Genomic DNA, 26,470 nt, shown 5'->3' with positions numbered 1-26,470 from the left:
TGCTTAAAACAATTGAAGGTATTGTTTAACGCTTAAAAAACATGGTAAAAAAGCATGAAGCAATGTTTAATTTTTTGTGCAATAGTTGCATTTTTAACTGCTCCATGTTTTTTACAAAGCATGGAGCAACCTCACTATAGCCCTTTGGTTCAAGCACTCTTAGCAAGATGGGATGACGAAGCCTGTCGATTAATCCAAATGAAAAAAACAAACGTCAATGAAATTGACTATGAAAATGGAGCTTCACTGCTCATGCTTGCTTGTTACGCTGGGTTGAATGATGTCACTCAAGCAATGCTTAATCGCTCTGATATTTTAGTAAATTGCCAAGATTATATCGGAACTACGGCTCTGATGTATGCAATACGAGGCGGCCATGTTGGAATTGTTACACAACTTCTTAGACACCCAGAAATAGATAGAAATCAAGCTCCAGACATCGCTCAATTAATTCAAACAGATGATACAATAAATATAAATATGGTCGATAGTACTCAATATTCTCTTTTGATGGCTTTTAGCTTTGCTGGATGGGATGAAGTTGTTCAAAAACTCATCGAACAGCCTTCGATTTTAGTAAACGCGCAAGACAAGTTAGGCTCAACCGCGTTGATGTATGCCGTACGAGGTATGCAGTTGGAAGCTATAAAGTTACTCCTTGCATGCGCAAAAATTGATATTTCTCTCACCGATATCTCTGGCCATACCGCCTTGTATTGGGCAAACCAAAGTTGTAATTCAGAAATAATTGCATTACTCAAAGAGGCTGAAGCGAAAGCTTCTTCGTGGTTAGGATATTGCGCGATCTCATAAGTTTAAGTACAAAAAATGAGTGCGCTTGTATAAAAAATCATTGCTACAATAAAGAAATCAACCGATCAAATCTTATGTTCTTGTAATAAAACTAAATCTTTTTCTATTATTTTTTTGAAATCATCATTCATCGTATTCCAATTAACCAGATCAACTTTGTATGGTAAATCTGATTCCTCAAAATCACTTTCTATCGCAATTTGAGTTTTTAAAGGAATTTCCTGAACGAAGCATAAATCTAAATCTGAAAATTGCTTTGGGTTACCTCGAGCTCGAGAGCCAAAAGCATAAAATGTGTATGGGTATTTACTGAGAATTTTTTGTATAATTTTTAGATGACGATCTTCAAGAACTAACATCATGAACACCTATACTTGCAAGAAACGAAAAAATCTCTTGTGAAAAAAGAGGCAAAATTTCAATAACTTTATCAGCTTCATCTTCTTCGTAGGTATGCACCGTCAAATTACGCATTTTTAAAAAATTAAACCAAACTTCAGGATCCCCAATAAAACCTTCTAACGCTGCCATACGAAATGCTTCTTTGGGAGAATTTGCAATTTTTCCTCGCTCTTGAAGCAGCTTCTTCATGATCTTCCAAGTTAATTCAAAGCAGTACTCAAATGCTTGAATAGCACCCGCTTTTTCTTGCTCAGTAATAGTATTTTTTCTAAAAGTTTCGAACTTTTTGAATGCTTTAAGCAAGGGGGTTATGTAAACATTTTCAATAATCAAAGCTCTTCTCCCCTGATTGATTCAAAATTTCTTAATATCTCTTTGTCACTTTATTGCTATTTTGTATTTGGATTCAAGTCTATCTATTCAAGAGTGCTTGATCAAGTATTGTATAATTTTGCCTATGATGTAATACACTGCGCCCCCCGCATTCATTTTACTTGCAGCAACTAGAGGCTTTTCGTCATGCTTAAGAAATGAAAAAATTCTAACCCCCAAAAAGCGTAGTGTACATATAAAGTTTATTTAATTTTTTATTAGGGAGACATATGAACCTCAACTATTGCCTCTTTATAAGTGGACTCATACTCTCTAGTTTTTCACATATTTCTCAACTTCACGCCATGTTTTACGAAGAGATTCCTGGCAGACATTCTGACCAAAGCCCTGATGAATTTATTCATGAACTTCTTAATTGCTCTGCAAGTGACAATGAAGAAACAAAAGAGTCTATTCATAACGTAAGCCCATGCTCACGCGATGAAGAAGAATTGATAAATCTTCAACAGATTAGACCTGCCGTTGAAATCCCACTTAATACGCAAAATTTTTATAACACGCTTAGATACGCACAAAAAGAGGATGCTCAAACAATATTGGACTATTATAAAAGCACACTAGAACGTGATGGCAAACAAGCTGCTCAAGAGATTATCAATCGAGAAGCACTGCTTAATATTGATGCAAGTTTTTGGCAGTGGCCCCTCTTTTGGAATCAGCAAATCAATATTTTTAAAAGTCTGTGTGAGCTTGAAATTATCACACCTAATATTATAGGGGCTTTCAATCGTAACGCTCTTCACTGGGCTGCTTTTTGGAATAATATTGAAGCGGTTCATTATATTCTGGAAATACTCAAAAACAGCCCTGAAGAACTTAGAGCTATGCTTGATCTTAGGCAAAGCAATGGGCAAACGACGCCACTTGAAGTGGCAAGAGCTACGCATAATGAAGAGATTGCGGAGTTATTAATCCAAGCTGTTCGTGAGTAGAAAAGGCGCGATTTCTCGCGCCTTAATCTTTTTTAACGACTGTAATGTTTGTTAATTCAAAATTGATTCATCAAGAGTTGGATAATATTTCTTGAGTTCTTGAAAAACAAACGCTGAAATTTTTTTGTAGTACTCCTTCATTGCTTCCCCTGCCACCTTGATGTCTGTAATCTGCTCGAAAGCCACAGCGAAATCATCATTCACTCTATCTACTGCATTCATAACGACATCTTCTATTTCCATGGGAACTTGATCAATTCGTTCATTAAACACCTGACATATTTCAGGATCGGCCGGGCGCCATGCGAAAGCAACAACGGCTTGACTCACATTCCAACGGACTTGCCAAGAAGCTTCTTCATAACTCATCTTTGGATCGACTGCTGCAACTTCCTGATCAATAATTGGACAAATATGCACAGCCATATCCTGGAAGGTCCTTACAATTTCTTGCACACCTTCAAGTTCACGAACTATTGAGCTCAAAATTTCTTGTTGATCTGCAACTACTGAACCTGCAATAACACCACACAAAAACAAAATAAATAAACGCTTGGACATTCTATCCCCCCACAAAAAAATACCACTTTGGTCAGTGCTCCCTAAAGCACTGCACCATTTCATTCCTACGCTTCACTTACTTTTTTTATTTATTATCAATCATCGATACGTCAAGTGTTCGATAATGTTGTTTTAATACTTTAAGCATAAGCTTTGGAACTGTTTTATAGAATCGAGCAAAGTCATCTTTTGCTTGAACTTCATTACGCGCATTTTGCATGACAAAAGATCTAAAATATTCAGTAAATCTCTTATTCAATGCAAGGATAAGGTCTTGCTGAGCCTTAGGATTAAGAAGCCTAAAACTTGGATGGTAAAAAACTTGCTTTGCTAAATCCTCACTCCAAATCTTTGTCGTTGCATTTCCAAGGTCACGCCATAAATAGCCATAACTTCTCTTTTTAACTAACGGTAATGCTTCTTCAAAAAGGCGTTGTGCTAATAGTTCTAGTTCAGCAACATGCTTGATAATTGCCTCAGCATGTCGAGTATCAAGTTTTGGATCTTGAACTGCACATTCTTCAGATTTTTTTTCAACAACTTGGGGCTGTAAAGCAACCTCAAGCTCATCAAGAGCACCAATAAGGCCATCAAGCTCTTGAATTTCAAATTGATTTTTAAGGGGCTCTGAGTGAATCGATGGTGCGGCTTTTTTAATACATGTTCCATTCAGAGGAATCATGCGATCAAGTGCTTCTTTATTGAACAAGTCATCGTCTGAATAGCGGTTATTGACCACATCTTGCGCATACAATCCAGCACAAATAAAAAGACTGCCTGTTACAAGCAATACACCGTTTCTTTTCATTACAAATCTCCTTGAAACCAACTCTATCGCTTTAACCTTTTACTCTCACCATTCATTATTGATTGTATAGAAATTAAGGAGTGAATCAAGCGCCTCATACAGGTACGGTAAAATGAAATTAATACATCAATGTAAAAAATTGAATAATCTATTTGAAAATAAACTATTTAAGTTTTTATAGGTTTGAGGACTTATGTGCCAGGAAAATCTATTGTTCATACTCTTAAAATGCTTTAAGCTAAACGTGTTGTACTAAAATGATATTTTTTCATGAGCAAGAATTCCCTCTATGAACACACTTAATCGCATACTTTCTTATACCAAACGCTATTGGCAGCAGCTGGGCATCTCATTGCTTACCGCTTCGCTTTTTGGCATAGCTTCAGCAGTTCCGGTTTGGCTGCTCAAGCAAACGATTGATGAAATTTTTATTAAACAATTTAGCCACCTCATTATTCCTTTTATCGGGGGATTTATTATAATCTTTGCGCTTAAAGCACTTTTTATGTACCTCACCGGGTACTATATGAACTGGGTTGGAACCAGAGTTATTAATGATGTCCGTTATGATTTATTTTCCAAAATTGTTCACTTTCCCTTAGTCTTTTTTCAACATAACAGCACCGGCCAACTCATGGCCCACTTTCTTAATGATATTCAGATGATTCAAAATGGTGCCTCGCTTGCTATTAAAGACGGCATTCGAAGCTTTTTTGAAGCATCATTTTTACTCTGTCTTGCATTTACACAAAACTGGCAACTTGCCTTGCTCATGCTCATTGTTGGTCCGATTATTGGATTTGTTATTAAAAAAATGGGCTCAGCACGCAAACGAGCCGCTACAACTATTCAGCGACAAATGGGAAGCATCAGCTCAATGCTCCAAGAAGCAATTATTGGAATTCGGGAAATTAAGGCTTTTAATGCTGAGCAAATAGAAACAAACCGATTCAAAACACATCTAGAACGATGCTTTCAGTCAATTATGAACGATGTACACATTGATGCAATGGCCCCAGCTCTTATCGAAATTATTGCCGTAACGGGTGGAAGCTTTGTTTTTTTTGTTGCTGTACAACAGGTGCTTTCCGGAGTTCTAACCGCAGGACAACTCACTGCTATTGTTGCTGCTGTTCTTCTGTCCTACCAACCACTCAAAAAAATTGTATCGGTCTACTCTGAAGTCCAGTATAGCATTGCGGCTGCTGAACGCATTTTTTCGATTATGGACACAGCATATCCATCAACCTACAATCGAGAAGAAGAGCTTCCTGCATTTTCTCATACAATCAAACTCGATGCTCTCTCTTTTGGTTATGATAAAACACAAATTTTAGATAATGTTTCGCTCCGTATTAACCGAGGCGAAAGTATTGGAATTATCGGTCCTTCAGGCTCCGGGAAGAGTACCTTTTGTGATCTACTCCTTGGCTTTGTCACACCTACCTCAGGAAAAATTACCATTGATGGTCATGACATTACTAAAGTTTCGCTTGCAAGCTTACGTAGCCGGATTGGCTATGTAGGCCAAAGAACTTTCCTCTTCAACGATACGGTTTTGAATAATATTTTGTACGCAAAACCGAATGCAACCTTTGAACAAGTTGTTACCGCGTGCAAAGCTGCACACGCTGATGAATTTATTCAAAAGCTTCCTGATGGATATAAAACGGAAGTTGGCGAAAATGGCACCCTGCTTTCTGGTGGACAGAAGCAACGTTTGACTATTGCTCGAGCCTTACTCAAAGACCCTGAAATTTTAATTTTTGACGAAGCAACTTCTGCACTTGATCAAGAATCTGAACTTATGATTAGACAGGCCATTGAAGATCTTCGCAATAAAAAAACATTAATTATTGTTTCTCATAGACCTCAAATGCTTGAAAATGCTGATCGCATTTTTGTTCTTCATAACCAAGCAGTTACAGAACCAGCAAGAAATTCTGTGCATGAGTTCCTCAAAGAACCATTTAATACACTTGGTTAAATACTTTGTACATTTAATATACATATTAAATGTTATGGCCAGCAGTTGCTGGCCATTTTTTATTATCGTATTTTTTTTATAAGCGATTATTCACTTTGTTTACTAAACCCACAGGCCTTGTCAGGACATGAGAAGGTTGTATTTCCATCCTTATCTTTAACAATCAACAAATAGGGTGATTTGCATTTTGGACACGCTTCGTCTTGAACAGCTCCAAAGATTGAAAAATTACAGGTTGGGTAGCCAGCACATCCCCAAAAAGTTCCACCTTTCCAGCGACGCTTAAGTAACTTATTTCCACATTTTGGACACGGCATTTTAAGCGACTCTTGGTGAATATACTTACAATCTGGGTAACCAGGGCATGATAAGAAGGGACCAAATCGGCCAATTTTTTTAACCAATTGTCGACTACAGTTTGGACACTTGATATCAACACTTTGGGATTGTTCTGATTCGTCTGAAAGCACAATTTTTCCGTCTTCATTTCGAGTAAAACTTGAAGTAAATTTACATTCGGGAAACTTTGAACAACCTAAAAACTCGCCATTTCGACTAAAGCGAACAACAAGAGGACTCTTGCAATCAGGACATTCCATATCAACTTGGACTGCTTTTCGCGAAACCTCTTTACCACCAAAGACTTCAAGGTCTTTAGAAAATTTCTCATAAAAAGTGTTCAAAACATCATCACGATCCGCTTCTCCCTGAGCTATTTTATCAAGGTCTTCTTCCATTTTTGCAGTGAAAGTAACGTTAATAATATCAGGTAAGTTTTTTATAAGCATCTCATTAACGGCTTTTCCAAGCTCGGTTGGAATAAAGCGCTTAGTTTCTTTATCAACATATCCGCGCTTGAGAATGGTTGAGATAGTTGCTACAAAGGTACTTGGTCGACCAATCCCCTGCTTTTCAAGCTCTTTAACTAAGGTTGCTTCAGTATAGCGTGGAGGTGGTTGCGTGAAATGTTGCTTGGGATCAAGCTTGGCACATTTAACAGCAAGCCCTTCTTTAATATCTTTAGGAATTTTTACAGCGCCTTCACTCTCATCATCTTCAACTAAATAGACTTTTAAAAAGCCGTCAAAGATCAAAGTTGATCCGGTTGCACGAAACGTATAGGGTGCCGATTCAACAAGCACTTGGCGTTGAAAATATTCAGCTGGAGTCATTTGAGATGCAACAAAGCGCTTCCAAATAAGCTCATAAAGCTTTGCTTCATCCTTGCCCAAATACTTCTTCAAGAAGTCAGGCGTCATACGCACGTCAATAGGACGAATCGCTTCGTGAGCGTCTTGCGCACCCTTTTTACCATAGTTGTTAGCAGACTTGGGAAGATATTCATCCCCAAATTCTTTTTTAATATACCCGCGCACAGCTGTCATTGCCGTATCTGAAATACGTAACGAATCGGTACGCATGTAGGTAATCAATGCTTCTGGGCTATTTTTATCCGCTAGCGGCACACCTTCGTACAAATGCTGTGCAACCTTCATGGTTTTATCAACTGAAAAACCAAGCTTGTTGTATGCATCCTGTTGTAAGGTACTCGTCATAAAAGGAGGAGTTGGATTTTTTGCCCGTTTTTTATCGGTTATTTTGCTGACCACATAAGCGAGGCTTTTTGTCAGCTTTTCAAGCAACTTATCTGCCGCTTCTTTATTTTTTAAGTCGACAGCCTTACCGCTTATTTTAGATAACTCGGCAAGAAACTCACCCTCAGGTGTCTTGAAAAGAGCATGTACAGACCATGACTCTTCAGGCTTAAATGCATTAATTTCAGCATCGCGCTTACAAACCAGAAGCAAAGCAACTGATTGTACCCGACCTGCTGAAAGACCTTTGGCAATTTTTTTCCACAAGATAGGTGATACTTCATAGCCCACCCAGCGGTCTAAAATACGACGCGCTTGCTGAGCATTAACCATATCAACGTTAACATCACCCTTATTCGAAATCGCCTGCATAATTGCATCTTTGGTAATTTCGTTAAAGGTTATACGATGAATACGCTCAGGGTCGGCAAAGACTTTTTCAATTTCTTGACCGATATGCCAAGAAATGATTTCTCCCTCACGGTCAGGGTCAGAAGCCAAAAAGATTTCACTGCTTTCCTGCGCCTGTTTACAAATATCCTTAATAATATCTTTTTTATCTTTGATTACGACATAATCAATGGTAATTTTCTTAGTTTTTTCGTCTCGAGTAATCCCAAGCTTACGTTCAGGCAAATCAATAATATGCCCAACGGTGGACATAATCTTAAAATCTTTGCCCAGAAACTTGGAAATTGTTTTTATTTTTGCAGGAGACTCTACAATAATAAGCTTGCGTCCGTCTTCTTTCATGCTCTTCTTTTTTCGTGCCATAACCCCGCCCATCCCCAGTTAATAATTAAAAACACGTAACAGCACTCTTTTTTTAAAGCGCTGCAAGCCTTTCTTTTACCAGGTGTCACTCTTTTCGTCAAAAAAAATTTTTTTCTGCAATACTATCATTAGCTTAATGAGAGCCTTTATTCATTGTCAATATGTAAATAATATTCAAGTCTTTCAAGGAGACAGAGATAAGCTTTCCATTTTTTCTAATTTTTTTTACACTCCAGGCTAGAACAGTCAAAAATATAGTTATTAAATGATGTAAAATTTTAAGGAGTTCGATCAATGGAATCATCAACCCTCATATCCCTGTGGCAAGAATCACTGGGGCTCTTGCACTGGAGCACATCAAAGCTTCTATTTTTGGCTTCACTCAATACTTTTATTCGAGCAATAGGACTTATCATAAAGTATTTCTGGTGGCTTATTGTTGCAATTATTGCATTTAATATAGGGGCGCTTTATAAAAACACCGGTATATTTCACGAAATTTGCCTATACTCATCAATCGTATTATTGAATATGTACCTTTTTTATTTTTTACTTGCAGTTCGACCTTCTGTAGAACGTAAAGATTTTTGCTATTTTTTTAGATATTTCCCTGCACTCATTATTTTTATACTTTCAGCATTTCCCTATATTTTCAGCTTTGGAAATAATTTCGTTCTTTCTTTATTAAGCTCTTTACTTGGTCACTTTTTATTCATTTTTATGAACTACAGCACCTTTTTCTTTCTTGATTCAGACCTTTCACTCAGCTCTTTAATACCGAGCATTAAACGAGGCTTTGCCCTTGTCTGGTCTTTTTTTCCTGGCATTATGCTTTTTAATCTGATTATTTTCACAATTTCGATTATCTTTTCATTTATTATTGGCTTACTGGGAACGCTCCTGGTTTACTCTTTAAATCTACAGGTAGGCATACTTGGGCTTATCGCGGCACTCATTACCTCAGGCCTCCATGCGGCACTCACCTCTGTGCTTTATACTAAAATTAAACACAGCCATTTCTCACTCTTTTTTGAATAAGGAATTTAATGCGTATCTTGCTTCATCATTGGATTAAATCATTATATTTTTTTACGCCAGGTTCGCTTAAAACCATGCTCCTTCGTTCAGCTTGGGTTTATGGGGCTGCAATGTCACTCATGATAATCAACTTTTACTGGCTACTCCTGGCAGAAGGCATTCTGTTTGCAACAGTTGTTGGTACTTTTACAAGACTTGCCCCTTCAGCAGACAAAACAGTTACCCTTCCTGCAGGGCTTATTATCATTTCGTTTATTTTGAGTGTTATTGGCCTTGTTGCCAATAGCGCACTTCTACTTTTCATTCGCAAAGAAGAGCCTTTTTCACCCGCCATTTCATATTTTAAATATTACTTTTTTCGCTATCTTCAATTTTCAATGTTTATTTTTGGATTAACGTTACTAGGACTCTGCATTTTACTCAGTATGGGCATAACAAAACTCCCTTCATTTCCAGCACCCATCACACTCACCGTGAGAGTCCTTGAATTATTAACCGCCTTCTACTGGCTCGATTCACACTTTACACTCAAAGATGTTTTTATTTCTGTTGAAAAATCAATCAACCTCCTTGTTTATAACCTTCCTGTTTTTGTTGCATTATTATCAGCCTTGTGGGCTCTTGAGTTTGGAATTGGATTAATTGTTTTTGGATCAAATCCTGATAGCGGCCTTTCATCAATAACACTTTCACAACGCATTGAAATTACAAACCTTGCCAAAACAGGAATGTCTACAGTCGCTATGGTCACCTTTAAATATTTACGTTTTATTTTTGAATATCTATGGATTAGTGTTATTTTTTGCGTATATCGCCAGCGACGTGATGTAAAATACAGTACCAGTTTTTTTGAACAAGAAGCTAACCAGGAATAATAAGATGCTGAATAAAAAAAGCTTTATCTTTCTGCTTAATGTTTTAAGAAGCTTGTTCATGTATGCCACTTGGATAATTTTTCAACCTTTATTCACGCTCCTTGCTTACCCATTCACTTTTTTACCTAAAAAAATGCGTTATGATAACCGACTCTATTTTTTCATAACCAAGTACATGGCAACAATGGTTATTCGCCCAAGCTTTTTAACCATTACTATTCACGGACAAGAAAATTTACCAGCCTATCCAGAACAGCCATCAGTTTTTATTGCTAACCACACATCAGCTTTTGATATCCCCTTATTTGATATGCTTCTTGGCTGTTACCCACACGTATGGATGAGTAAAGAACTTTATGGAAAAATTCCATTTTTCGGTCGTTTAGTTCGCATTATGCATGTTGTGGTACAGCGAAATAATCCTCGCAAAGCACTTCAAGCGCTCATTCAGGCGATTGAACGGGTACAAGGACACGCTCGTCATCTGCTTATTTTTCCTGAAGGAACGCGTCATGCCGATGGCAAGCTTCATGAATTTCATCAAGGGTTTGCAATTGCGGCAGAACGATTACAGCGCCCTGTTGTCCCGATTGCAGTCAGTGGATTTCACAAAGCATTCCCGAAGGGAAGTCTGATTTGTCAAAGTGTTGGTAACCCTATCACTATTCGGATTGGTAAACCATTTACAATAAATCCTGGTGAGTCTCGTCAAGAATTTACCCAGCGCGTTCATGCATGGTATCAACAAGTACTTAGACTTCAGTAAAAATCAACTCTTGACTCAGGTGATTTTTAAGACGCTCTTGATAATTCGAACATGTCGGAGTAAATTTTAGAACAGAGGCCCACTCATATCCCTCGATACACTCATCGTGCTCAAGCTTCGACGAGCACTCCCGCCGTCGCATAAAGCTATGGCGAGGCAGGCAGGACGAGCGGGTTTTCTGATTTTACAAGTTTTATTAACTGTGATCTCTTTGTTGAGTTGATGGGAAAACCATGTTATTGCGTTGTGCTTATTTTGAACTTTTGTACGGGCTTATTCCAGCGTTTATGCTGATTGTACTTTATCGCTGGTTCTTATACCGTTCACCAATCTATCGCTACCCTTTAACAGGTAAAATTATACACGAAAAGCTTTCTACAATTGCTTATCACAAGCATATTTTATTTGCATTGAGAGCAGCAGCCTTACTTGGACTCATTTTTTTAACAACAAGGCCCCAGTGGGTTGATGAACGCTCAAAAGTAAATGTTGAAGGCATCGATATAGTGCTTGCTGTTGACGTTTCTGAAAGTATGGGATTCTTTGATGACCTTCGCGACCGACGCCCTCGGATTGAAGTTGCAAAACAAGAGGCAATTCGGTTTATTGAAAAAAGAAGCAATGACCCGATCGGCGTTGTTATTTTTGGTAGAGAAGCGGTCTCTTGCTGCCCATTAACACTTGATAAAAGTATTTTAAAAGAAATTGTTGGTGGGCTAAAATTACGCATGATTGACTCTTCCGGAACCTGGCTTGGTACTGGACTTGCAACAGCAGTGAATCGACTTAAAAACTCTAAATCTCAAAGTAAAATAATAATTTTACTCACCGACGGAGCTCCAACACCTCCTGAAAAAATTGATGTTCAAACCGCTATGGAACTTGCAAAACAGTTTGGCATAAAAGTCTACACTATTGGAATTGGCAATGAGCAAGGCGGATTTTTTGTACACCCAATGCTTGGTGGTGCATTACAACAAATGTATTCTCCTATCAATGCAGAGCTGCTTAAAAGTATTGCAGCAGCAACTGGTGGTAAATTTTTCCGAGCACAAAACGCACAAGAAATGCACGATGTGTACAGCACTATTGACCGGCTTGAAAAAACTGAATATGAAACAAATCTTTTCCATCACTATTATGAGGCCTTTATTACCTTTATTTGGTTTGTTTTAGCGCTCATTGGAATTGAGTTAATACTTAAACTTTGGTTGTGGCGAGGAGTTTGGTAAATGAGTGATTTATTTGGAATACATTTTAGTGGTAGCGGACGACTTATTTTTTTACCACTATTCTTGCTGCTCATAGGTCTTACAATCAGAAACTATCGTCGCATCAGTAAGACGTTTACGCAACTTACTCATCGCACATTGCATTCGATTATTTTTCCTCATTTTTCGCGCACAAAACAATTACTTAAGGCATGCTGTTTAAGTCTTTCTCTTATTTTCCTCTTTATTGCACTCATGCAACCTCAATGGGGCAAGAAGGAACAAATAATTGTGCAAGAAGGCCGTGACTTAATGGTACTTCTTGACGTATCACGCAGTATGCTTGCTCAAGATATGAGGCCAAATCGACTTGAATTTTCAAAACTTAAAATAAGAAGTTTACTTGATAAACTCACCGTTGAGCGCCTGGGACTTATTCTCTTTTCAGGGTCTGCATTTGTTCAATGCCCTTTAACCGCAGATCGAGCCGCTTTTTTAATGTTTCTAGAAAATGTTGATGCAGAAGCTATATCATCAGGAACAACCTCTATCGGCTCAGCATTAAATAGGGCTGTTGATGTTTTTGCAAACGCTCCCGAACGTAAAAATAAATTAATATTATTGATAACAGACGGTGAAGACTTTTCACTCAATATCAATGAAGCAAAACAACGAGCAATTCAAGATCAGGTAACACTTTTCGCACTTGGTGTTGGAACAAAACAAGGAGCTCCAATTCCAATTGTAGACTCAATGGGCAAGCAAGTTGGACATGAAATGGATGGACAGGGAAATGTTCAACTTTCTGCACTCAACGAGACAATGCTCAAAGATATTTGTAAAACACTCCAGGGAAACTACTTTAAAGCAGAATATCAAGATGACGATCTTGACTCACTGGTTGGATTAATTAAAAAATTTGAAAAAGAGCAATTCACTGATAAAAAATTATCATTATATGAGGACCATTACCCTTGGTTTCTTGGTATTGCGACAGCACTTTTAGCGCTCGAATGGATCTTGTAAGGAAAAGAGCTTATGAAAATAAACAATAAATTTCTTCAAATTCTTGGATTCATTGGAATAAGTCTTGTTATCAGCAACAAATCTGTTCAAGCGTTCAGCTGGAGTAGCTTTTTTACAAGCGATAAACCAAAGCAACCGGTAAACCCCATTAAAAAACTTGAAGATCAACTTGTACACGATCCTAAAAATCCTTATATCAACTACAGCCTTGGCGTTGCTTTGTATAAAAACAAGCAATTTGATGAAGCAAAAAATAATTTTGAACGTGCAGTTTTGTATGCAACAAACCTTGGCTTTAAAGAACAAGCGCATTTTAATTTAGCAACATGTTTGTACAAAAATGCGCTCAGTATTATGCCTGAAAATTGGGAATCACCTGAGCAAGAGGTTGATGTCAAAATTCTTGACCAAGCAGCAAGCCTTGTAAGCAACGCAATCAAAGAATACAATTCTACGCTTGAGATTAATGAAAAAAATGAAAAAGCGATAACGAATAAAAAAGAAGCTGAAAAATTATTGCGTAAAATTTTGAAAAAAAAGAAACAACAAGAACAAGAAAACTCTGAGAATAATCCAGACGATAATAACCAAGATAAAGATCAGAATAACAAAGACAATAAAGATCAAGACAAGCAAAACAAAGATAGCGACAAAAAAGATAAAAACGGTGATAAAAAAGATCAAAAATCAGGCAAAGACCAGAGTGAGAAAGAAGATTCACAAGACCAAAACAGTGAGTCTAACGATAAAAAAGACGGCACAAAAGATGATCAAAAAAAGTCATCTGAAAATAAAAAAGATAAAGAAGAGAAAAATAAAAATAACAACAATGACACCCAAGACCAAAATAAGTCATCCGAAAAAGACGACAAACAACAAGGTGAACAAGACAGCAAGGAACGTAAACCAGAGCAAGGTCGAGAAAAAGATTCTTCTCAAAACCACAATCAACCCGAGCAAAACGGGGAAGATGATCCAGGAAAAAACGATCAAGAAGAAAACGATAAAAATAATGTTAACCATGATGAACAACCTAAAAATAATCAAAAGGATAAACAACAAACACCATCTCAAGGTACTCAGCCCGAAGATGAAAAACAAGAAACCGATACCGAGTACGAAGAAGTTGCTGGATCAGCGGCTCAAGAAGACGGAACCGAAAAAAGAGTATTCCGAGCTATCCTTGATAACCTGGACACCGACGAATCAAAATTACAAAAGCATATGATCATGCAAAAAACCAAAGGACAAAAACCTCCTGTTGGGAATATGCAAAAGCCATGGTAAGCTGAACGAAAAATGGTTTTGCAAGGGGAAACTCCATGAGTCACACAATCATTAAAAAAATTATGCTTATTTTCCTTCTCTTAATTGGAGGAGTAAGTAACACTATTATCGCTCAAAGTATTTCGCTTGATGTAAAGAATATTGAACAGATTAAAAAATCCGCAACCGGCAATATTGAACCAACGGCGTTTGTTGGTGAATCGTTTATCCTACAGGCAATCGTACGTGATATTGGTCAACAAGCTCAAGATCTTTCAATTGCTGGCATCAACAGCTTTAGCGTTGCAAGTACTATGCGCTCATCAAATATTACGCTCATCAATGGGCAACAATCAATTGAGCACACTTATAAGTATACGCTTATTCCGCACAACGAAGGAATTTTTACTCTTGGCCCTGCAACTATAAAAAATAAACGCGGACAAGATTTTTCTTCTGACACACTATCAATTCAAGTAATTAAACGCCCAGCCGGATATCAATCACCAAATCGCAAAGGAAATCAAGATCAATCTATTGAACTTTTTTGCGAATTAAAACCGAGTAAAAAGCGTGTTGTTGTTGGTGAACCAGTTGAAGTAATCGCCTCAATTTACACTCGTGGACCTATCTTAAAAACCGAACTTGCATCTCCAACATTTACTAATTTTTTACACAAAGAAGTTATGCAAGCAAAAACGCGTCAAGAAACTCGCGATAATAAAGTTTACGACGTCATCGAAAAAAAAATTGTCCTTACCCCCTTACAAGCGGGTGAAATGAAAATTGATCCATTAATGGTACAGTGCGTAGTGCGAGCACAACGGCACAAAGCGCGTGACTTTTTTGATCATACTTTTTTTGATGATTTCTTTCCTGCTCGCGCTGAGCAGCGCACAGCAATGTCAAATGACATAACTATATCAGTTGATCCGCTTCCTGCTCACAAAGGAAAAGTAAATGGCGTTGGAGAGTTTACGACCCTTAATGCAACGCTCAATAAAACCGAAGCTCAAGCAAATGAGGCGTTGCTCTTTCAGCTCATTGTTGAAGGTAAAGGGAACTTTGACCAAGTGACCGCACCAACTTTAAACTTACCACGAGGGTTTAAGCATTACGAATCAAAAAATTCAGTACAAGAAGATTGGTCGCAAGATTTTATTCTAGGCAAGAAAACATTTGAATACGTTATTCAAATTCCAACTGCAGGGAACTGGGAAATTCCAGCCCAAACATTCACTTTTTTTGACACCGCATCTGGTAGCTATAGAAATCTTCAGAGCAAGCCATTGGCAATATCAGTCATGCCTTTGACACAAACAAAACCACACAAGGCAAAAATAAAAGAATTGATTGATCAAGATGATCAAGAAAAAGAAATTACCGCAGAAAAGAAGAATAGACCTCTTGAAAAAGAGATTCACTTTATTCAAGAAGATGGAGGAATTAATAAAAAGGCAGCTCCATCTTTACCGTGGTGGCTCTTTATCATCCTTCTCTTTCTTCCAACTATCCTGCTCAGTAAATCAATGCTTCCATTTTTACGAAAATGGTATTATCGTATTTTTCGTGTTTCTGCAAAAAAACAGCTTGATGAGTTTGATCAACGAATTGATATCATGATCAAAAAAGATTCAGTACAAGGGTTATATCAACTCCTGCTTTCATTTTTGGCAACAAAATTTGATGTGCCGGCAAGTTTTATAACACACGACTGGGTAATGCAAAAATTAGAAGACGATGAAATTCCTGGAGAAAAAATTCAAGAATTTATGGATTACTTAAATGAATGCGCAGGCTTACATTTTGTTACACAGACAAAAAATCTTGCAGAGTTACGCAGTCTACTCAAACGAGGAAAATATTGGATTATTTTCTTAGGAAAATAAAGGACACATGAGCATGATAAAGTTCAATCGAGTACTTGCCTTTCTCTTATGCCTTACAGCAAGCGGCTTATCCGTTAAAGCTGAACATCAAAACCCTCAGGAAGTTTTTTTGTATGGAAACGAGCTGTATAAAAAAGGTGATTATACTGAAGCTTTAAAGCAATATGAGCAAATCTTACACAAAACACCTCAACTTTTTTATAATATGGGAAACTGTGCATACAAGCTTAAAAAGTTTGGTTATGCTCTTTTGTACTGGCGCAAAGCTGAGTATAACTGGGGAATCTCTGGCAGAGATGAACTTATTAAAAATATTGCTCTTGTTAAAAAAGAACTTGTACCAGATGCTTCAGGTAAAAAAATATCTGGCATAAAAAAGGCCTCTGAATGTCTTTCAAATGAAGCTCTTTCATTGATCAAAGCTATTCCGTTGCTCTGGTTACAGCTTGCAGTTCTTTTGATGTGGCTCTTCTTATTTTTGTATCTGCACTACCTTCACCGGAAAGGACGAGCTTTTGTTATTGCTTGCCTATTCTCTTTTCTGGCACTAGCTGCGAGCATGTTGACCCTAAAGTATGGTATTAACTTCCGTCAATACGGCGTTGTGGTAGCAAAACAGGGGACGCTTCGAGCCGGACCTGGTGATACCTATAAAACCTTGGGAGAAGTTTCACAAGCTGACGAGGTACGAATTTTCAAGAAAACTGATGATTTTTACAAAATCACAACTCGTGGAACCATTGGCTGGATCTCCCAAAAAGAGCTTGAAGTTATCTAATTCCTAACCCAATTGCTTTTTTTGCAACATCTTCCATACTTTTTATAAGCTGGAGTCGTAACCTATTTCTGTCTCACTTATTCTTGTTATTGAAGGTTCATATGCACGCAAAATATAATGCTGTACTACCCCTCATTATGGTCACTTTTCTTGGTTCGCTAGTAAGTGGCTGCGGTAAGCACGAAGGTTCTGCTGGCGCGGTTGGCGCTGGAGCAGGAGCGCTTATTGGTAACGCTGTTGCTGGTAGAAACGATAAAGGCACCGGCACGCTTGTTGGCGCACTCATCGGGAACGTGTTTGGTCGAGAGGTTGGACGAGCTGCTGATAAAGAAGAAGAACAAGAGCAACGTGCACGCAATGCACAACGTGCAAAAAGAATGTTCGCTGAGCTTCAAGCAGAAAATCAAAACCTGCGTGAAAACCTTAAGAAATGGTGTTTTTCATGCCAGAAAAAAATCAATATTCTCGGTGCACAATCCTGTCCAAGCTGTGGCGATGACCTGGGCCGAGAAAAATTTTGCCGCTCCTGTGCAACCTCGTTTACACCTGATTCGTCATATCGCTACTGCCCATACTGTCGAGGCAAAGTGCTGTTAAGCTCTCGATAACTCAAAATTTTCATTCGATTTTTTACTTGTTAGACCCTCTTTTTAGAGGGTCTTTTTTTGATTAATAAAAATAATACTTTTATATAATACCTTACTATCTAATAAATTTTATTAAAACTATTTATTTCAATGTGAAAATTAAATTAAAATCAAGATAACCAGAGAACGGGGAATATCTCTGATTATCTTGCTAAAAAAGGGGAATTTATGGATACGAGTAATATTCTAAAATTTTTAATCATTAGTTTTGTACTAGGCTGCGCTGCTTTGATGTCATCATGCACTAAACAAGAAAAGACTGCAGCTGGTGCTCTTATTGGCGCTGGAACCGGCATAGCAATTGGCGCTGCAACAGGTGGCACCGGTGGCGCTGTTGCTGGCGGCATTATTGGTGGTGTTGGTGGTGGGCTTATTGGCAACAGCATGCGGGATGATCGTGACTATCGCGACTAAGCAAAAATAACCCTAAAAACAAGTTGTGCGTTCGTTGCTAAAATCCGCTCTTTCACTTCAGGATGGCCTTCACGGCGACCCGAAAAATGAGAAGCGGTCAACGAACGCGCTTTTTCTTTTGCGGTTGCAAACTTTTAGCACCCTTTTATACTAAAGAACAGCTGTTTTTAACAGAACAAACTAAGATAGAAATTAGATTTCATAACCATTTTTAAGAAAAGTCACATGGCAACTAATACAGAAAATATTTTGAAAATTAATGATCTTCACGTTACCGTCGAAGACAAGCACGTTTTAAATGGCATCTCTTTGACTGTTAATCCTGGTCAAGTTCATGCAATCATGGGACCCAATGGTTCAGGCAAGAGCTCTCTTGCATACACCACCATGGGCCACCCTCGCTATGAAATTACAGGCGGACAGATAACTTTTAATAACGAGCTTCTCAATGAGCTGTCGCCCGATAAACGTGCAAAATTGGGCTTATTTTTGGCTATGCAACACCCTCATGAAATTGATGGCATTCCTTACAAAGACTTTTTACGCCAAGCATACAACGCTTTGTACGATGGAACGGATAAGCAATTACGCATCAAAGAGTTCAACCTTATGCTTTTGGAGCAGTTAACATTACTGAAAATGGACCCCGAGTTTGCCAACCGCTCTGTGAATGTAGGCTTTTCTGGTGGTGAAAAAAAGCGTGCTGAAATTTTGCAGCTTGCTGTTTTAAAACCAAAAATCGCAATTCTTGACGAAATTGACTCCGGCCTTGATATCGATGCGCTTAAAATTGTTTGCCATGGTATCAATGAAATTAAAAGGCAAAATCCATCAATGTCTCTTGTTTTAATTACCCACTACCCACGCATCCTTGAATACTTGCACCCAGACGCTGTTCATGTCCTTCAAAAAGGAAAAATTGTTCGCTCTGGCGGATCTGAACTTGCAAAAGAACTAGAACAAGCTGGATACGCTGAGTAAAGTTTATTTTTCAACTGACTTATCAAGTTTGATAAGTCAGTTGAAAATTCCCGACATAGCAAAAAGCTTGTAAGAACAGGCAAATTAACATAAACCCAAGAACGATGATTGGCGCCTTGCCCAGCGAATGCGAATTGATTAAAAATGATTAAGTCAGCCAATCGATCGTTGAACAATCCACCTGTGTCGAGATGAAGCTTTTTCAAAATTGTTTTTCGATCTGCGCTTGTTTGCTGATCCAATTGCGATGCCAAGAGGAGCTCCTCTTGGGTCAACAAGCATACTTTTCTTTCACCCAAGCTTTCTTCTATCCGTTGGATTTTTTCCTGTTTTTTCTCCTCCAAGCGGAGCTTTTACAATTGATTTTAGTTCTTCCCAAAATGAATCTGGTATATCATGGCTCATAAGCCTTTCTCCTCTTTTTTACACGAGGTATTATACCTCATGGAGAAAAGCTTATCTTTAATCAATTAATTTTCGTATAGGTTCTAAGACAATATGCGTAAAAATATCTTTGTCAGGAATAAAAGATGTGTTATTATGGTTATGTAAAAGATTATCATAATCAATTTTTGATGATAAAAAAGCTACAACCTCAGTTTTATGAGGCTTTTTGCTTGACAAAGCCGATGTATTGATATAAATTTTCTTCATATTAAATGCAACTAAGTCAAGAGAGCCGCTAGCTCAGTCGGTAGAGCAACAGCCTTTTAAGCTGTGGGTCGTAGGTTCGAATCCTACGCGGCTCACCATTCTCTTGAAATTGAAATTACGCGTCCCCATCGTCTAGTCGGCCTAGGACACCAGATTTTCATTCTGGTAACAGGGGTTCGAATCCCCTTGGGGACGCCATACTTTGCTGCTGCGCAGCTCATAGAATAAAAAAATAACAAAGCGGTCACGATATAAAAATTCGTGACCGCTTTGTTATTTGTAGCTCTTTTTTAATATCGGGATTTGTTAAATGATTGTGTTATATAATTTATTACTGTATTTAATAAGCGCATTAGTAGGAAACATACTTGGATATTTTGTTATAACAAGAGTTATGAAGAGAGTGTTTAGACGTTCTGATTTTTATAGAGCTAATCTTAATATGCTGTTTTATCTTATTCTGGCGCCGTCTTTTACCGATCCAATTTTATTTTCAAAATATCTCTACTTTATTATTTTTATCGCTTTTGCGAATACAGTAATGGGCTTATTTTTTTGATTGATTCAGTAATTATATGTGCACATTGCATTTCCTATCCGATTTTATTATCATTTTAAGAATTTAATTCTTTAAAAGGTAGTAAAAGTGAATTTTATAAAAGTAATAATTTTTCTTGTGGGTTTTTTATCAGTTTTTCATGTTAACGCTTTGGGTATTCAAGAAAAGAAGTTATTTGAAAATGTAAAATCTGGAATTCTCAGAAATGTGCGACAAGCTCTTGATAGAGGTGCTGATTTTAATGCGATTGATGAGTGTGGTTGGACGGCTCTCCATTATGCCGCATACTTTGGTCATCTCAATGTCGTGATTGAATTACTTGATATGAAGTGCAATAGCCGAATAAAAACGCCTCAAGGTAAGACTGCATATGATCTTGCAAAAGAGCAGCAGCATACAAGTATTATGATTGAATTATTTGCTCGCTCTGCAGTTGATTCTATTTGTCCCTTCTAAGCAAATTATAATGAGTCCTTTTATTTTTAGAAATATGAATAAAAGGCTTGTTTCGTGAGGTTGAATTTTTAGAGAAAACAGATATATAATGTTTTAATATTATTTTATCCGAATCAGAAGGGTAGCTTGTGAATCTTAAAAATCGATTAATAATCAAAATTGCTCAATTTACCAGAAAGAGGAACCTTGAGCGTTTAGACCGGTTTTTGAGATTTATTTATAACCCTGATACCAGAAAAAAAGACTTCATTGAGAGAGTTATTTTTATTAATGATGACCTGCTTTTTAAAATAAATACGGCATCATTTTTAGAATGGAGCCTATTTTTTTATGGTGGGTATGAGTTTTTTATTTCAAAATTATTTGAGCGGTTTGTTTACGCCGGTGCAACCGTAGTTGATGTTGGTGCAAACATCGGCATTCATTCATTAAAGCTCGGGAAGCTGGTTGGCTCTTCAGGATCTGTCTATGCATTTGAGCCTCATCCAATGATTTTTCAAAAATTGGATGAAAATATAACCCTCAATCGGATGTTTTGCATAAAACCTATTCCGCTTGGGTTGGCGAGTAAGTCTGGAGAATTTTTTTTACATGGGTTTGATGAAAACTCATCAAATCAAGGGACATCTTTTCTGACTGAGTCAGATGAAGGTAATCAAGAAAATTTGAGTAATACTTACACGGTTAATGTTGAGACCCTTGATAATTTTATTGAATACAACAAGCTTGATCGCTTGGATCTTATAAAAATTGATGCCGAAGGTTTTGATTTAGATGTTTTAATGGGCTCGCTTAAGTCAATTGCACAATTTAAGCCGGTAATAATATTTGAATATTGCTTGAAATCTGATGCAAAAGATAAAATTGAATTATTTGACCAGGTTCAGCAGTCACTCCTTTCGCTGAGATATAATTTTTATGTTATAAAATATAATTATCTTGTTCAGTTTAATAAAAGTGAACTACAAGGAAATGTACGTATTTTATGTCTGCCCAGTACAATGAATTCCAAAGATTGAAAGATTCTGAATAGTATGGATAAGCAAATAAACGGTTTACTCTTGTGTGTTGTTGGGATTCTTATTGTTGCTTCATTGATTGGCATAACAATTCTCAAGTATCTCTGCGTCGGTTTTGGTTTCTATCTGATTGTGACTGGGCTTAAAATGATTGGTCGTCGCCCTTACTAAAACTTCCTTTTATTCTCAACCCTTCGTGAAAAATATTCAAAGATTGAATTTATTTATGCGCGTGTGCTAAGATTAAAACTGTTCATCCTAGCAAGGAACTGCTGATGGATGCGTGGTTTAAACAATTCATGAGAAGGGAGGATGGGAATGGATAATGGTAATGAACAAAAAAATAAGCCTATAGAGGGTGGTAATAAGGTAAATTGCTGCGACTTGCCCAATATGAACGTCATCAAAGGCTTGGTTGCAATTTTCTTGGGAACACTTTTTGTGCTCATAGCGCATAAAGTGATCATGCAAACGCTTCTTTTTGTTGGTGGCCTTGCACTTATTTACTATGGCCTCGTGACCCTGGATATTACTCAAATTAATGTTGCGCTTAAAATAGCTGTTGAGAAGATCAGAACCTTCTGTCGCGGCTTTATGAAATAAAAGTTTATAGCTTATTGTGATGATAAAACCCCCGAAGTTTTAAATTCTAAAACTTCGGGGGTTTATTTTTATTCTTCAGTTAAAAATACTGGCCCAGCAGGGATAATGGTAGGTTGATTTATATTTTCTAGATTTTCTTAGTCAACTAAATCAGCTTCCTGATTTCTGTTTAATACAAAATCGTATGCTTGATTGATTTCTTGCATGCGAGCAACTGCTTCAGGTGTATTGTTTCTATCAGGATGATAGCGAAGTGATAATACTCGAAACTGTCTTCGAATTTCATCGGGGGTTGCGGTTGGCTCAAGTTCAAGAGTCTGAAATACCCGGAGTGGTCTTACTGTTTGGTCAAAGCCCACTTGAAGTCGAGCACTTTCATTTGGCGTTATATTGAAATCGTAGTAATTGCGACTTATATTGCTATATTGGCAACGATGAAATGCTGCCATTGGATGGGCATTTTGAATAAATTGAACATCATTACAGCACGGGAATACTCGGACCGTGCTATTGCCAGGAATAACTGTATCCGTACCGGGAATCAAGAATCCAAAAACAATTCGGTCTACGGTTTCATCAGCGCGTGTAATAATGATAACAAAGCCATGCTCATTCGAAATTTCGGCATTTACATTTCTTGCTCGAGCTCGTGGTATTTGAATTAATCTGTTTGATGAAAAATCTTCAGCAACCATTGCTGCGTTGAGGAGCACAAAAAGAGCAGCGGATATTCTTTCATTTTTTGTTTTTGCATTGACGAGCATATTGATTGATCGTGCAAGCGATTGAGTTGCTTGAAGGCGTAAGCGGAATAGGCTATTATCAACATCAAGCTGAGCACCATCCACAGAAAGAGCGGTTGCAAGGGCAGTGCTACCTTCAATGGCCGGAAGAATGCCACAGGCAAGTGAAGCGCGTAACTTTTCGATGAGACTATAAATTTTTTGATATTCTTCATCATCATAAATCAAGTCATCATTGTGCTTTTGGCTCCCATCAAGAGGAGTTGGGTTGGCGTGTAGGCTATCGATAAGCAGGTTAACACTATCAATAAGCCCCCACATGGTCGTATATTTTTTTAAATCATTGGGGTGATTTTTTATGCTCAAAATAATATTTGCAAGCCGTAAGCAATCTGTTGCAAGATGTACTACTCGAGCTTTACCCGAGTGTTCATTGTGTGCGTAGTAATAGTTTGAAATTCCTGCCAGGGGTCCACGGAGTGCAGCGCACGCAATTTCAGCATAATTACTCGCAGAGTAGGGACTATCCGCTTGGAGGGTTGGTGAAGACAGCAAGAACGAGCATGTGAGGGTGGTAAGAAGTTTTATTTTTTTCATATTAATTTTTCAATTCTATTAATTCTAATCATATTTTTTTGGATTATCGCCATCAGATGGTAGCTCTTCATCATCAGGATGATCAGGAGCATCGTAGAAAATAAATTCTTCTTCGTCATCATTGTTATCATCATCTTCCAGAGCTGGCATCACGTGCTCTGGATTATTGTCATGAGTTTGTGGCTCTTCATCATCAGGATGATCAGGAGCATCGTAGAAAATAAATTCTTCTTCGTCATTATTGTTATCATCATCTTCCAGAGCTGGCATCACGTGCTCTGGATTATTATCATGAACTTGTAGCTCTTCATCATCAGGATGATCAGGAGCGTCGTAGAAAATAAGCTCTTCTTCTTCTTCTTCTTCTTCTTCTTCTTCTGGATCATCAAGATTATTTTGTTGTTGTTGATTATTTTCTAAATTAATAGCGTTATTGCTTGTTTGATTGAGTTGAAGAGGAATTATTATTGGTTCTGGTGTAACATCTATTCTTGGGTAGTTGCTTATTGCAAGAATGGTTTCTGTTACCGCAGCGAGCAGTAACGTCAGTGCTGGCTCAGAGTGCTGATGATTTAAAAATATTGAGATCGCGCGTGCAAGTGAGCAAAAAGCTTCTTCTTGTCTTCGCAGAATTGAGCCTTGAGGGGTTTGGTCGACATTCATTGCACGGTACAATGTCGTTGTACTTTCAGTAAGTGGCAGCAAGCACGTTTGCGATACCTTACCTAAAATATTAATGAGCTCTGTATGCTCGGTATTTAAATTTATCAAGTTGTCAGATGATTCCTCATCTTTTTTAAATAAATCGATATATAAATTTATAAGATCAAAAACAGCCCAAAAGCTTGAAGAGAAATGGTAGTCACCTGGGTGATTAACAATCGTTAAGAGTTCATTTGCCAAGCGCACTACATCTGCTGCTACGTGAATAGCTTTCGCTTTATCGGTGTACTTCCCATGGTTGTGGTGCGAAAGTGCAGCAAGTGGTCCACGAAGCACTGCCGTTGTCATCTCTGCATAGCTGCTCAGAGGGTATGAAGTATCTGCTTGCAAAACGCGTGAAGATACAAGCAGTAAGCTGGTAAATGTAATAAAAAGCTTTATTTTTTTCATAGGTTATAAGTCGCCTTCGTCTGAATAATCGCTATCACTTGCATCATCAGATGAATAATTAAGGTCAATTTGTCGCTGGTCAAAGGGTACTTGGGTCGTGATAAAGTCATCGTCATGATCGTCGTCGTTATCGTCATGGTCGTCGTCATCATCGTCGTTGTCGTCGTCGTAATCGTCAAGGTTAATGGGATTTAAAGGTTGATGGAAAATTCCAATTGGAATAGTCATAACCCTTTCTGTTGCACGATCGCGAAGAATATCACAGCCGACTTGGGTGCAGGTTTCTTCGCGTGGAGGATAGCCATTCGCAATATCTATTGCGATATCTCGCGCATGAATTTGTGCCATTTGATCATCTTCATCCTCAAGTGCTGCATGCCCACAAACAAAGACGCGTACTCGTTGACCAGCTCTGAAATTTCCAAGAGCAAGAGTGCGTGGAGTTGTTGTTATATAGCCATCTTGTTCAACGTCTAATCCAATATTTCCATTGATAAAGCGAATAAGTTGTACTCGCGTTTGATTATTTATAGGAGGTTCTTCGGGTGCTGGAGCTGGTGCTACATAAGTAGCTACTGGAGCTGGTGCTACATATGGGGCTACCGGTATTTCACCAGGGATTGTAAGAAGCTCGCTTTCCCATGGGTTTAAGCGACGGTTGCACACTGGACATTGCGGGTAAAAATTGTCATGAACATGAAATTGTAGTGCATGATTGCATACTAGAACGCGAACAAATTGACCAGGCTGCCAAGCATTCTGTTCAATAGGATCATATGCTCCAAGCTCATGATGGCGCACACCATTACGATACACCACGTAATTTGGGTGTGTATTGTTTCCTTCGTTGATAATTGCTAATTGACCTACCATTTGTATTGGTATCGGTTGTGCATAATCTTCCCAAGTAGGAGGCTCGGGTTCATCTCCAGGTACTTGCACATTTAAAATGCAGATCATTTCTGTAATGGTACCTAGCAGCAAGGTAATTGCCATTTTCGATTGCTGATGATTTAAGTAGATTGAAAGTGCGCGCGAAATTGAGCAGAGCGCTTGTGCTCTTCGGCGATAGGAATAATTTTTTGCTGATTGGTCGATGTTAAGAGCTCGGTAAAAAGCTGTTGTACTTTCAACAAAAGGTAATAAATACGTTTGAGAGATCTCGACTAACCGATTTATTTTCTCTTTTTGTTCTTGTGATAGTTCAATATTGTCAGTACCAAGTTTTTGTTTTCTGTTTCGGGTAATCAAATCGAGAAAAAAGTTTGAGACATCAAGAAAAATCCAAAAGCATGAAGAACGATTTGACCCTTTTGAATAATCAATTTGTGAATGATTAACAAGCGAGAGAACTTCATTTGCCAAGCGCACTACATCTGCTGCTACGTGAATAGCCTTTGCATTCTTGGTGTACTGACCGTGGTTGCGGTAAGATAGTGCGGCAAGTGGCCCCCGAGCAATTGCTAAACCTGCTTCAGTACAGTTGAGTAATGTAATATCAGCCGCCCAGCTTTGCAGAATTGTTGTCAGAAGAATGGCGAGTAACAAACAAATAGATTTTTTATGCATA

Annotated in this window: 26 protein-coding genes and 2 tRNA genes; 20 read left to right on the top strand and 8 right to left on the bottom strand. The window is 38.0% G+C overall.

Annotated elements, in window-relative coordinates; translation table 11 throughout:
* The first annotated feature begins 54 nt into the window (after positions 1–54).
* Complete coding sequence (locus JST56_06720; protein ID MBS1988650.1) at positions 55–813, top strand: ankyrin repeat domain-containing protein; 759 nt, start codon at positions 55–57, stop codon at positions 811–813.
* Between the two features lie 65 nt (positions 814–878).
* On the opposite strand, the gene JST56_06715 is transcribed toward JST56_06720, so the two are convergent.
* A complete protein-coding gene (locus JST56_06715) occupies positions 879–1,175 on the bottom strand; it encodes a nucleotidyltransferase domain-containing protein (protein ID MBS1988649.1) in 297 nt (98 codons plus the stop codon).
* Complete coding sequence (locus JST56_06710; GenBank protein MBS1988648.1) at positions 1,159–1,548, bottom strand: nucleotidyltransferase substrate binding protein; 390 nt, start codon at positions 1,546–1,548, stop codon at positions 1,159–1,161. Before JST56_06710 ends, JST56_06715 begins: the two co-directional genes overlap by 17 nt.
* 269 nt (positions 1,549–1,817) lie before the next feature.
* Between JST56_06710 and JST56_06705 the strand changes: the two genes are divergently transcribed.
* Positions 1,818–2,540 (top strand): ankyrin repeat domain-containing protein, encoded by a 723-nt coding sequence (locus JST56_06705; GenBank protein MBS1988647.1) that lies wholly within the window; start codon positions 1,818–1,820, stop codon positions 2,538–2,540.
* A gap of 51 nt (positions 2,541–2,591) precedes the next feature.
* Here JST56_06705 and JST56_06700 read toward each other — a convergent pair whose 3' ends face one another.
* Complete coding sequence (locus JST56_06700; GenBank protein ID MBS1988646.1) at positions 2,592–3,101, bottom strand: hypothetical protein; 510 nt, start codon at positions 3,099–3,101, stop codon at positions 2,592–2,594.
* Positions 3,102–3,186: 85 nt separating this feature from the next.
* Positions 3,187–3,909 carry a hypothetical protein gene (locus tag JST56_06695; protein ID MBS1988645.1) on the bottom strand — a complete coding sequence of 241 codons (723 nt, stop codon included), beginning with the start codon at positions 3,907–3,909 and terminating at the stop codon, positions 3,187–3,189.
* 289 nt (positions 3,910–4,198) lie between these two features.
* Here JST56_06695 and JST56_06690 point away from each other — a divergent pair, with 289 nt between their 5' ends.
* Complete coding sequence (locus tag JST56_06690) at positions 4,199–5,896, top strand: ABC transporter ATP-binding protein (protein ID MBS1988644.1); 1,698 nt, start codon at positions 4,199–4,201, stop codon at positions 5,894–5,896.
* An 86-nt stretch (positions 5,897–5,982) separates the two neighbouring features.
* Here the strand turns inward: JST56_06690 and topA are convergent, their stop codons facing one another.
* Complete coding sequence (gene topA, locus JST56_06685) at positions 5,983–8,265, bottom strand: type I DNA topoisomerase (protein ID MBS1988643.1); 2,283 nt, start codon at positions 8,263–8,265, stop codon at positions 5,983–5,985.
* A gap of 294 nt (positions 8,266–8,559) precedes the next feature.
* Between topA and JST56_06680 the strand changes: the two genes are divergently transcribed.
* The 17 genes from JST56_06680 (at position 8,560) to JST56_06600 (ending at position 22,447) form a co-directional block, all read left to right on the top strand.
* Positions 8,560–9,303 (top strand): hypothetical protein, encoded by a 744-nt coding sequence (locus JST56_06680; GenBank protein ID MBS1988642.1) that lies wholly within the window; start codon positions 8,560–8,562, stop codon positions 9,301–9,303.
* A gap of 8 nt (positions 9,304–9,311) precedes the next feature.
* A complete protein-coding gene (locus JST56_06675) occupies positions 9,312–10,178 on the top strand; it encodes a hypothetical protein (protein ID MBS1988641.1) in 867 nt (288 codons plus the stop codon).
* Positions 10,179–10,236: 58 nt separating this feature from the next.
* Positions 10,237–10,944: a 1-acyl-sn-glycerol-3-phosphate acyltransferase gene (locus JST56_06670; protein ID MBS1988640.1), complete on the top strand. Its 708-nt coding sequence runs from the start codon at positions 10,237–10,239 to the stop codon at positions 10,942–10,944.
* 233 nt (positions 10,945–11,177) lie between these two features.
* Positions 11,178–12,176 (top strand): VWA domain-containing protein, encoded by a 999-nt coding sequence (locus JST56_06665; protein MBS1988639.1) that lies wholly within the window; start codon positions 11,178–11,180, stop codon positions 12,174–12,176.
* On the top strand, positions 12,177–13,181 hold the full coding sequence (locus JST56_06660; protein MBS1988638.1) for a VWA domain-containing protein: 1,005 nt from the start codon (positions 12,177–12,179) through the stop codon (positions 13,179–13,181).
* Positions 13,182–13,193: 12 nt separating this feature from the next.
* The gene (locus JST56_06655) at positions 13,194–14,468 is read left to right on the top strand and encodes a hypothetical protein (GenBank protein MBS1988637.1); all 1,275 of its coding nucleotides are present in this window, start codon (positions 13,194–13,196) and stop codon (positions 14,466–14,468) included.
* A gap of 35 nt (positions 14,469–14,503) precedes the next feature.
* Complete coding sequence (locus JST56_06650; GenBank protein ID MBS1988636.1) at positions 14,504–16,336, top strand: protein BatD; 1,833 nt, start codon at positions 14,504–14,506, stop codon at positions 16,334–16,336.
* Between the two features lie 13 nt (positions 16,337–16,349).
* Positions 16,350–17,114, top strand: a complete 765-nt coding sequence (locus JST56_06645; protein MBS1988635.1) for an SH3 domain-containing protein — start codon at positions 16,350–16,352, stop codon at positions 17,112–17,114.
* A gap of 101 nt (positions 17,115–17,215) precedes the next feature.
* Positions 17,216–17,722, top strand: coding sequence for a glycine zipper 2TM domain-containing protein (locus JST56_06640; protein MBS1988634.1), 507 nt, complete (start codon positions 17,216–17,218; stop codon positions 17,720–17,722).
* Positions 17,723–17,929: 207 nt separating this feature from the next.
* Positions 17,930–18,175 carry a hypothetical protein gene (locus JST56_06635; GenBank protein MBS1988633.1) on the top strand — a complete coding sequence of 82 codons (246 nt, stop codon included), beginning with the start codon at positions 17,930–17,932 and terminating at the stop codon, positions 18,173–18,175.
* Between the two features lie 225 nt (positions 18,176–18,400).
* Complete coding sequence (gene sufC, locus JST56_06630) at positions 18,401–19,156, top strand: Fe-S cluster assembly ATPase SufC (protein ID MBS1988632.1); 756 nt, start codon at positions 18,401–18,403, stop codon at positions 19,154–19,156.
* Positions 19,157–19,832: 676 nt separating this feature from the next.
* Positions 19,833–19,908, top strand: a tRNA-Lys gene (locus tag JST56_06625).
* Positions 19,909–19,931: 23 nt separating this feature from the next.
* Positions 19,932–20,008: transfer RNA gene (locus tag JST56_06620), tRNA-Glu, on the top strand.
* Between the two features lie 448 nt (positions 20,009–20,456).
* On the top strand, positions 20,457–20,825 hold the full coding sequence (locus JST56_06615) for an ankyrin repeat domain-containing protein (protein MBS1988631.1): 369 nt from the start codon (positions 20,457–20,459) through the stop codon (positions 20,823–20,825).
* A 128-nt stretch (positions 20,826–20,953) separates the two neighbouring features.
* Positions 20,954–21,844: an FkbM family methyltransferase gene (locus JST56_06610; protein MBS1988630.1), complete on the top strand. Its 891-nt coding sequence runs from the start codon at positions 20,954–20,956 to the stop codon at positions 21,842–21,844.
* A gap of 15 nt (positions 21,845–21,859) precedes the next feature.
* A complete protein-coding gene (locus JST56_06605; GenBank protein ID MBS1988629.1) occupies positions 21,860–22,015 on the top strand; it encodes a hypothetical protein in 156 nt (51 codons plus the stop codon).
* Positions 22,016–22,162: 147 nt separating this feature from the next.
* Complete coding sequence (locus JST56_06600; protein ID MBS1988628.1) at positions 22,163–22,447, top strand: hypothetical protein; 285 nt, start codon at positions 22,163–22,165, stop codon at positions 22,445–22,447.
* 137 nt (positions 22,448–22,584) lie between these two features.
* On the opposite strand, the gene JST56_06595 is transcribed toward JST56_06600, so the two are convergent.
* The 3 genes from JST56_06595 to JST56_06585 are packed head-to-tail and all read right to left on the bottom strand — an operon-like array spanning position 22,585 to position 26,469.
* Positions 22,585–23,787 (bottom strand): J domain-containing protein, encoded by a 1,203-nt coding sequence (locus JST56_06595; protein ID MBS1988627.1) that lies wholly within the window; start codon positions 23,785–23,787, stop codon positions 22,585–22,587.
* Between the two features lie 24 nt (positions 23,788–23,811).
* The gene (locus tag JST56_06590) at positions 23,812–24,900 is read right to left on the bottom strand and encodes a hypothetical protein (protein MBS1988626.1); all 1,089 of its coding nucleotides are present in this window, start codon (positions 24,898–24,900) and stop codon (positions 23,812–23,814) included.
* A gap of 3 nt (positions 24,901–24,903) precedes the next feature.
* Positions 24,904–26,469, bottom strand: coding sequence for a hypothetical protein (locus tag JST56_06585; protein MBS1988625.1), 1,566 nt, complete (start codon positions 26,467–26,469; stop codon positions 24,904–24,906).
* Position 26,470 lies beyond the last annotated feature (1 nt).

The sequence above is a fragment of the Candidatus Dependentiae bacterium genome, assembly GCA_018266175.1.
GTDB lineage: Bacteria > Babelota > Babeliae > Babelales > RVW-14 > JAFEAY01.
This window is presented reverse-complemented; position numbering and strand designations above follow the sequence as displayed.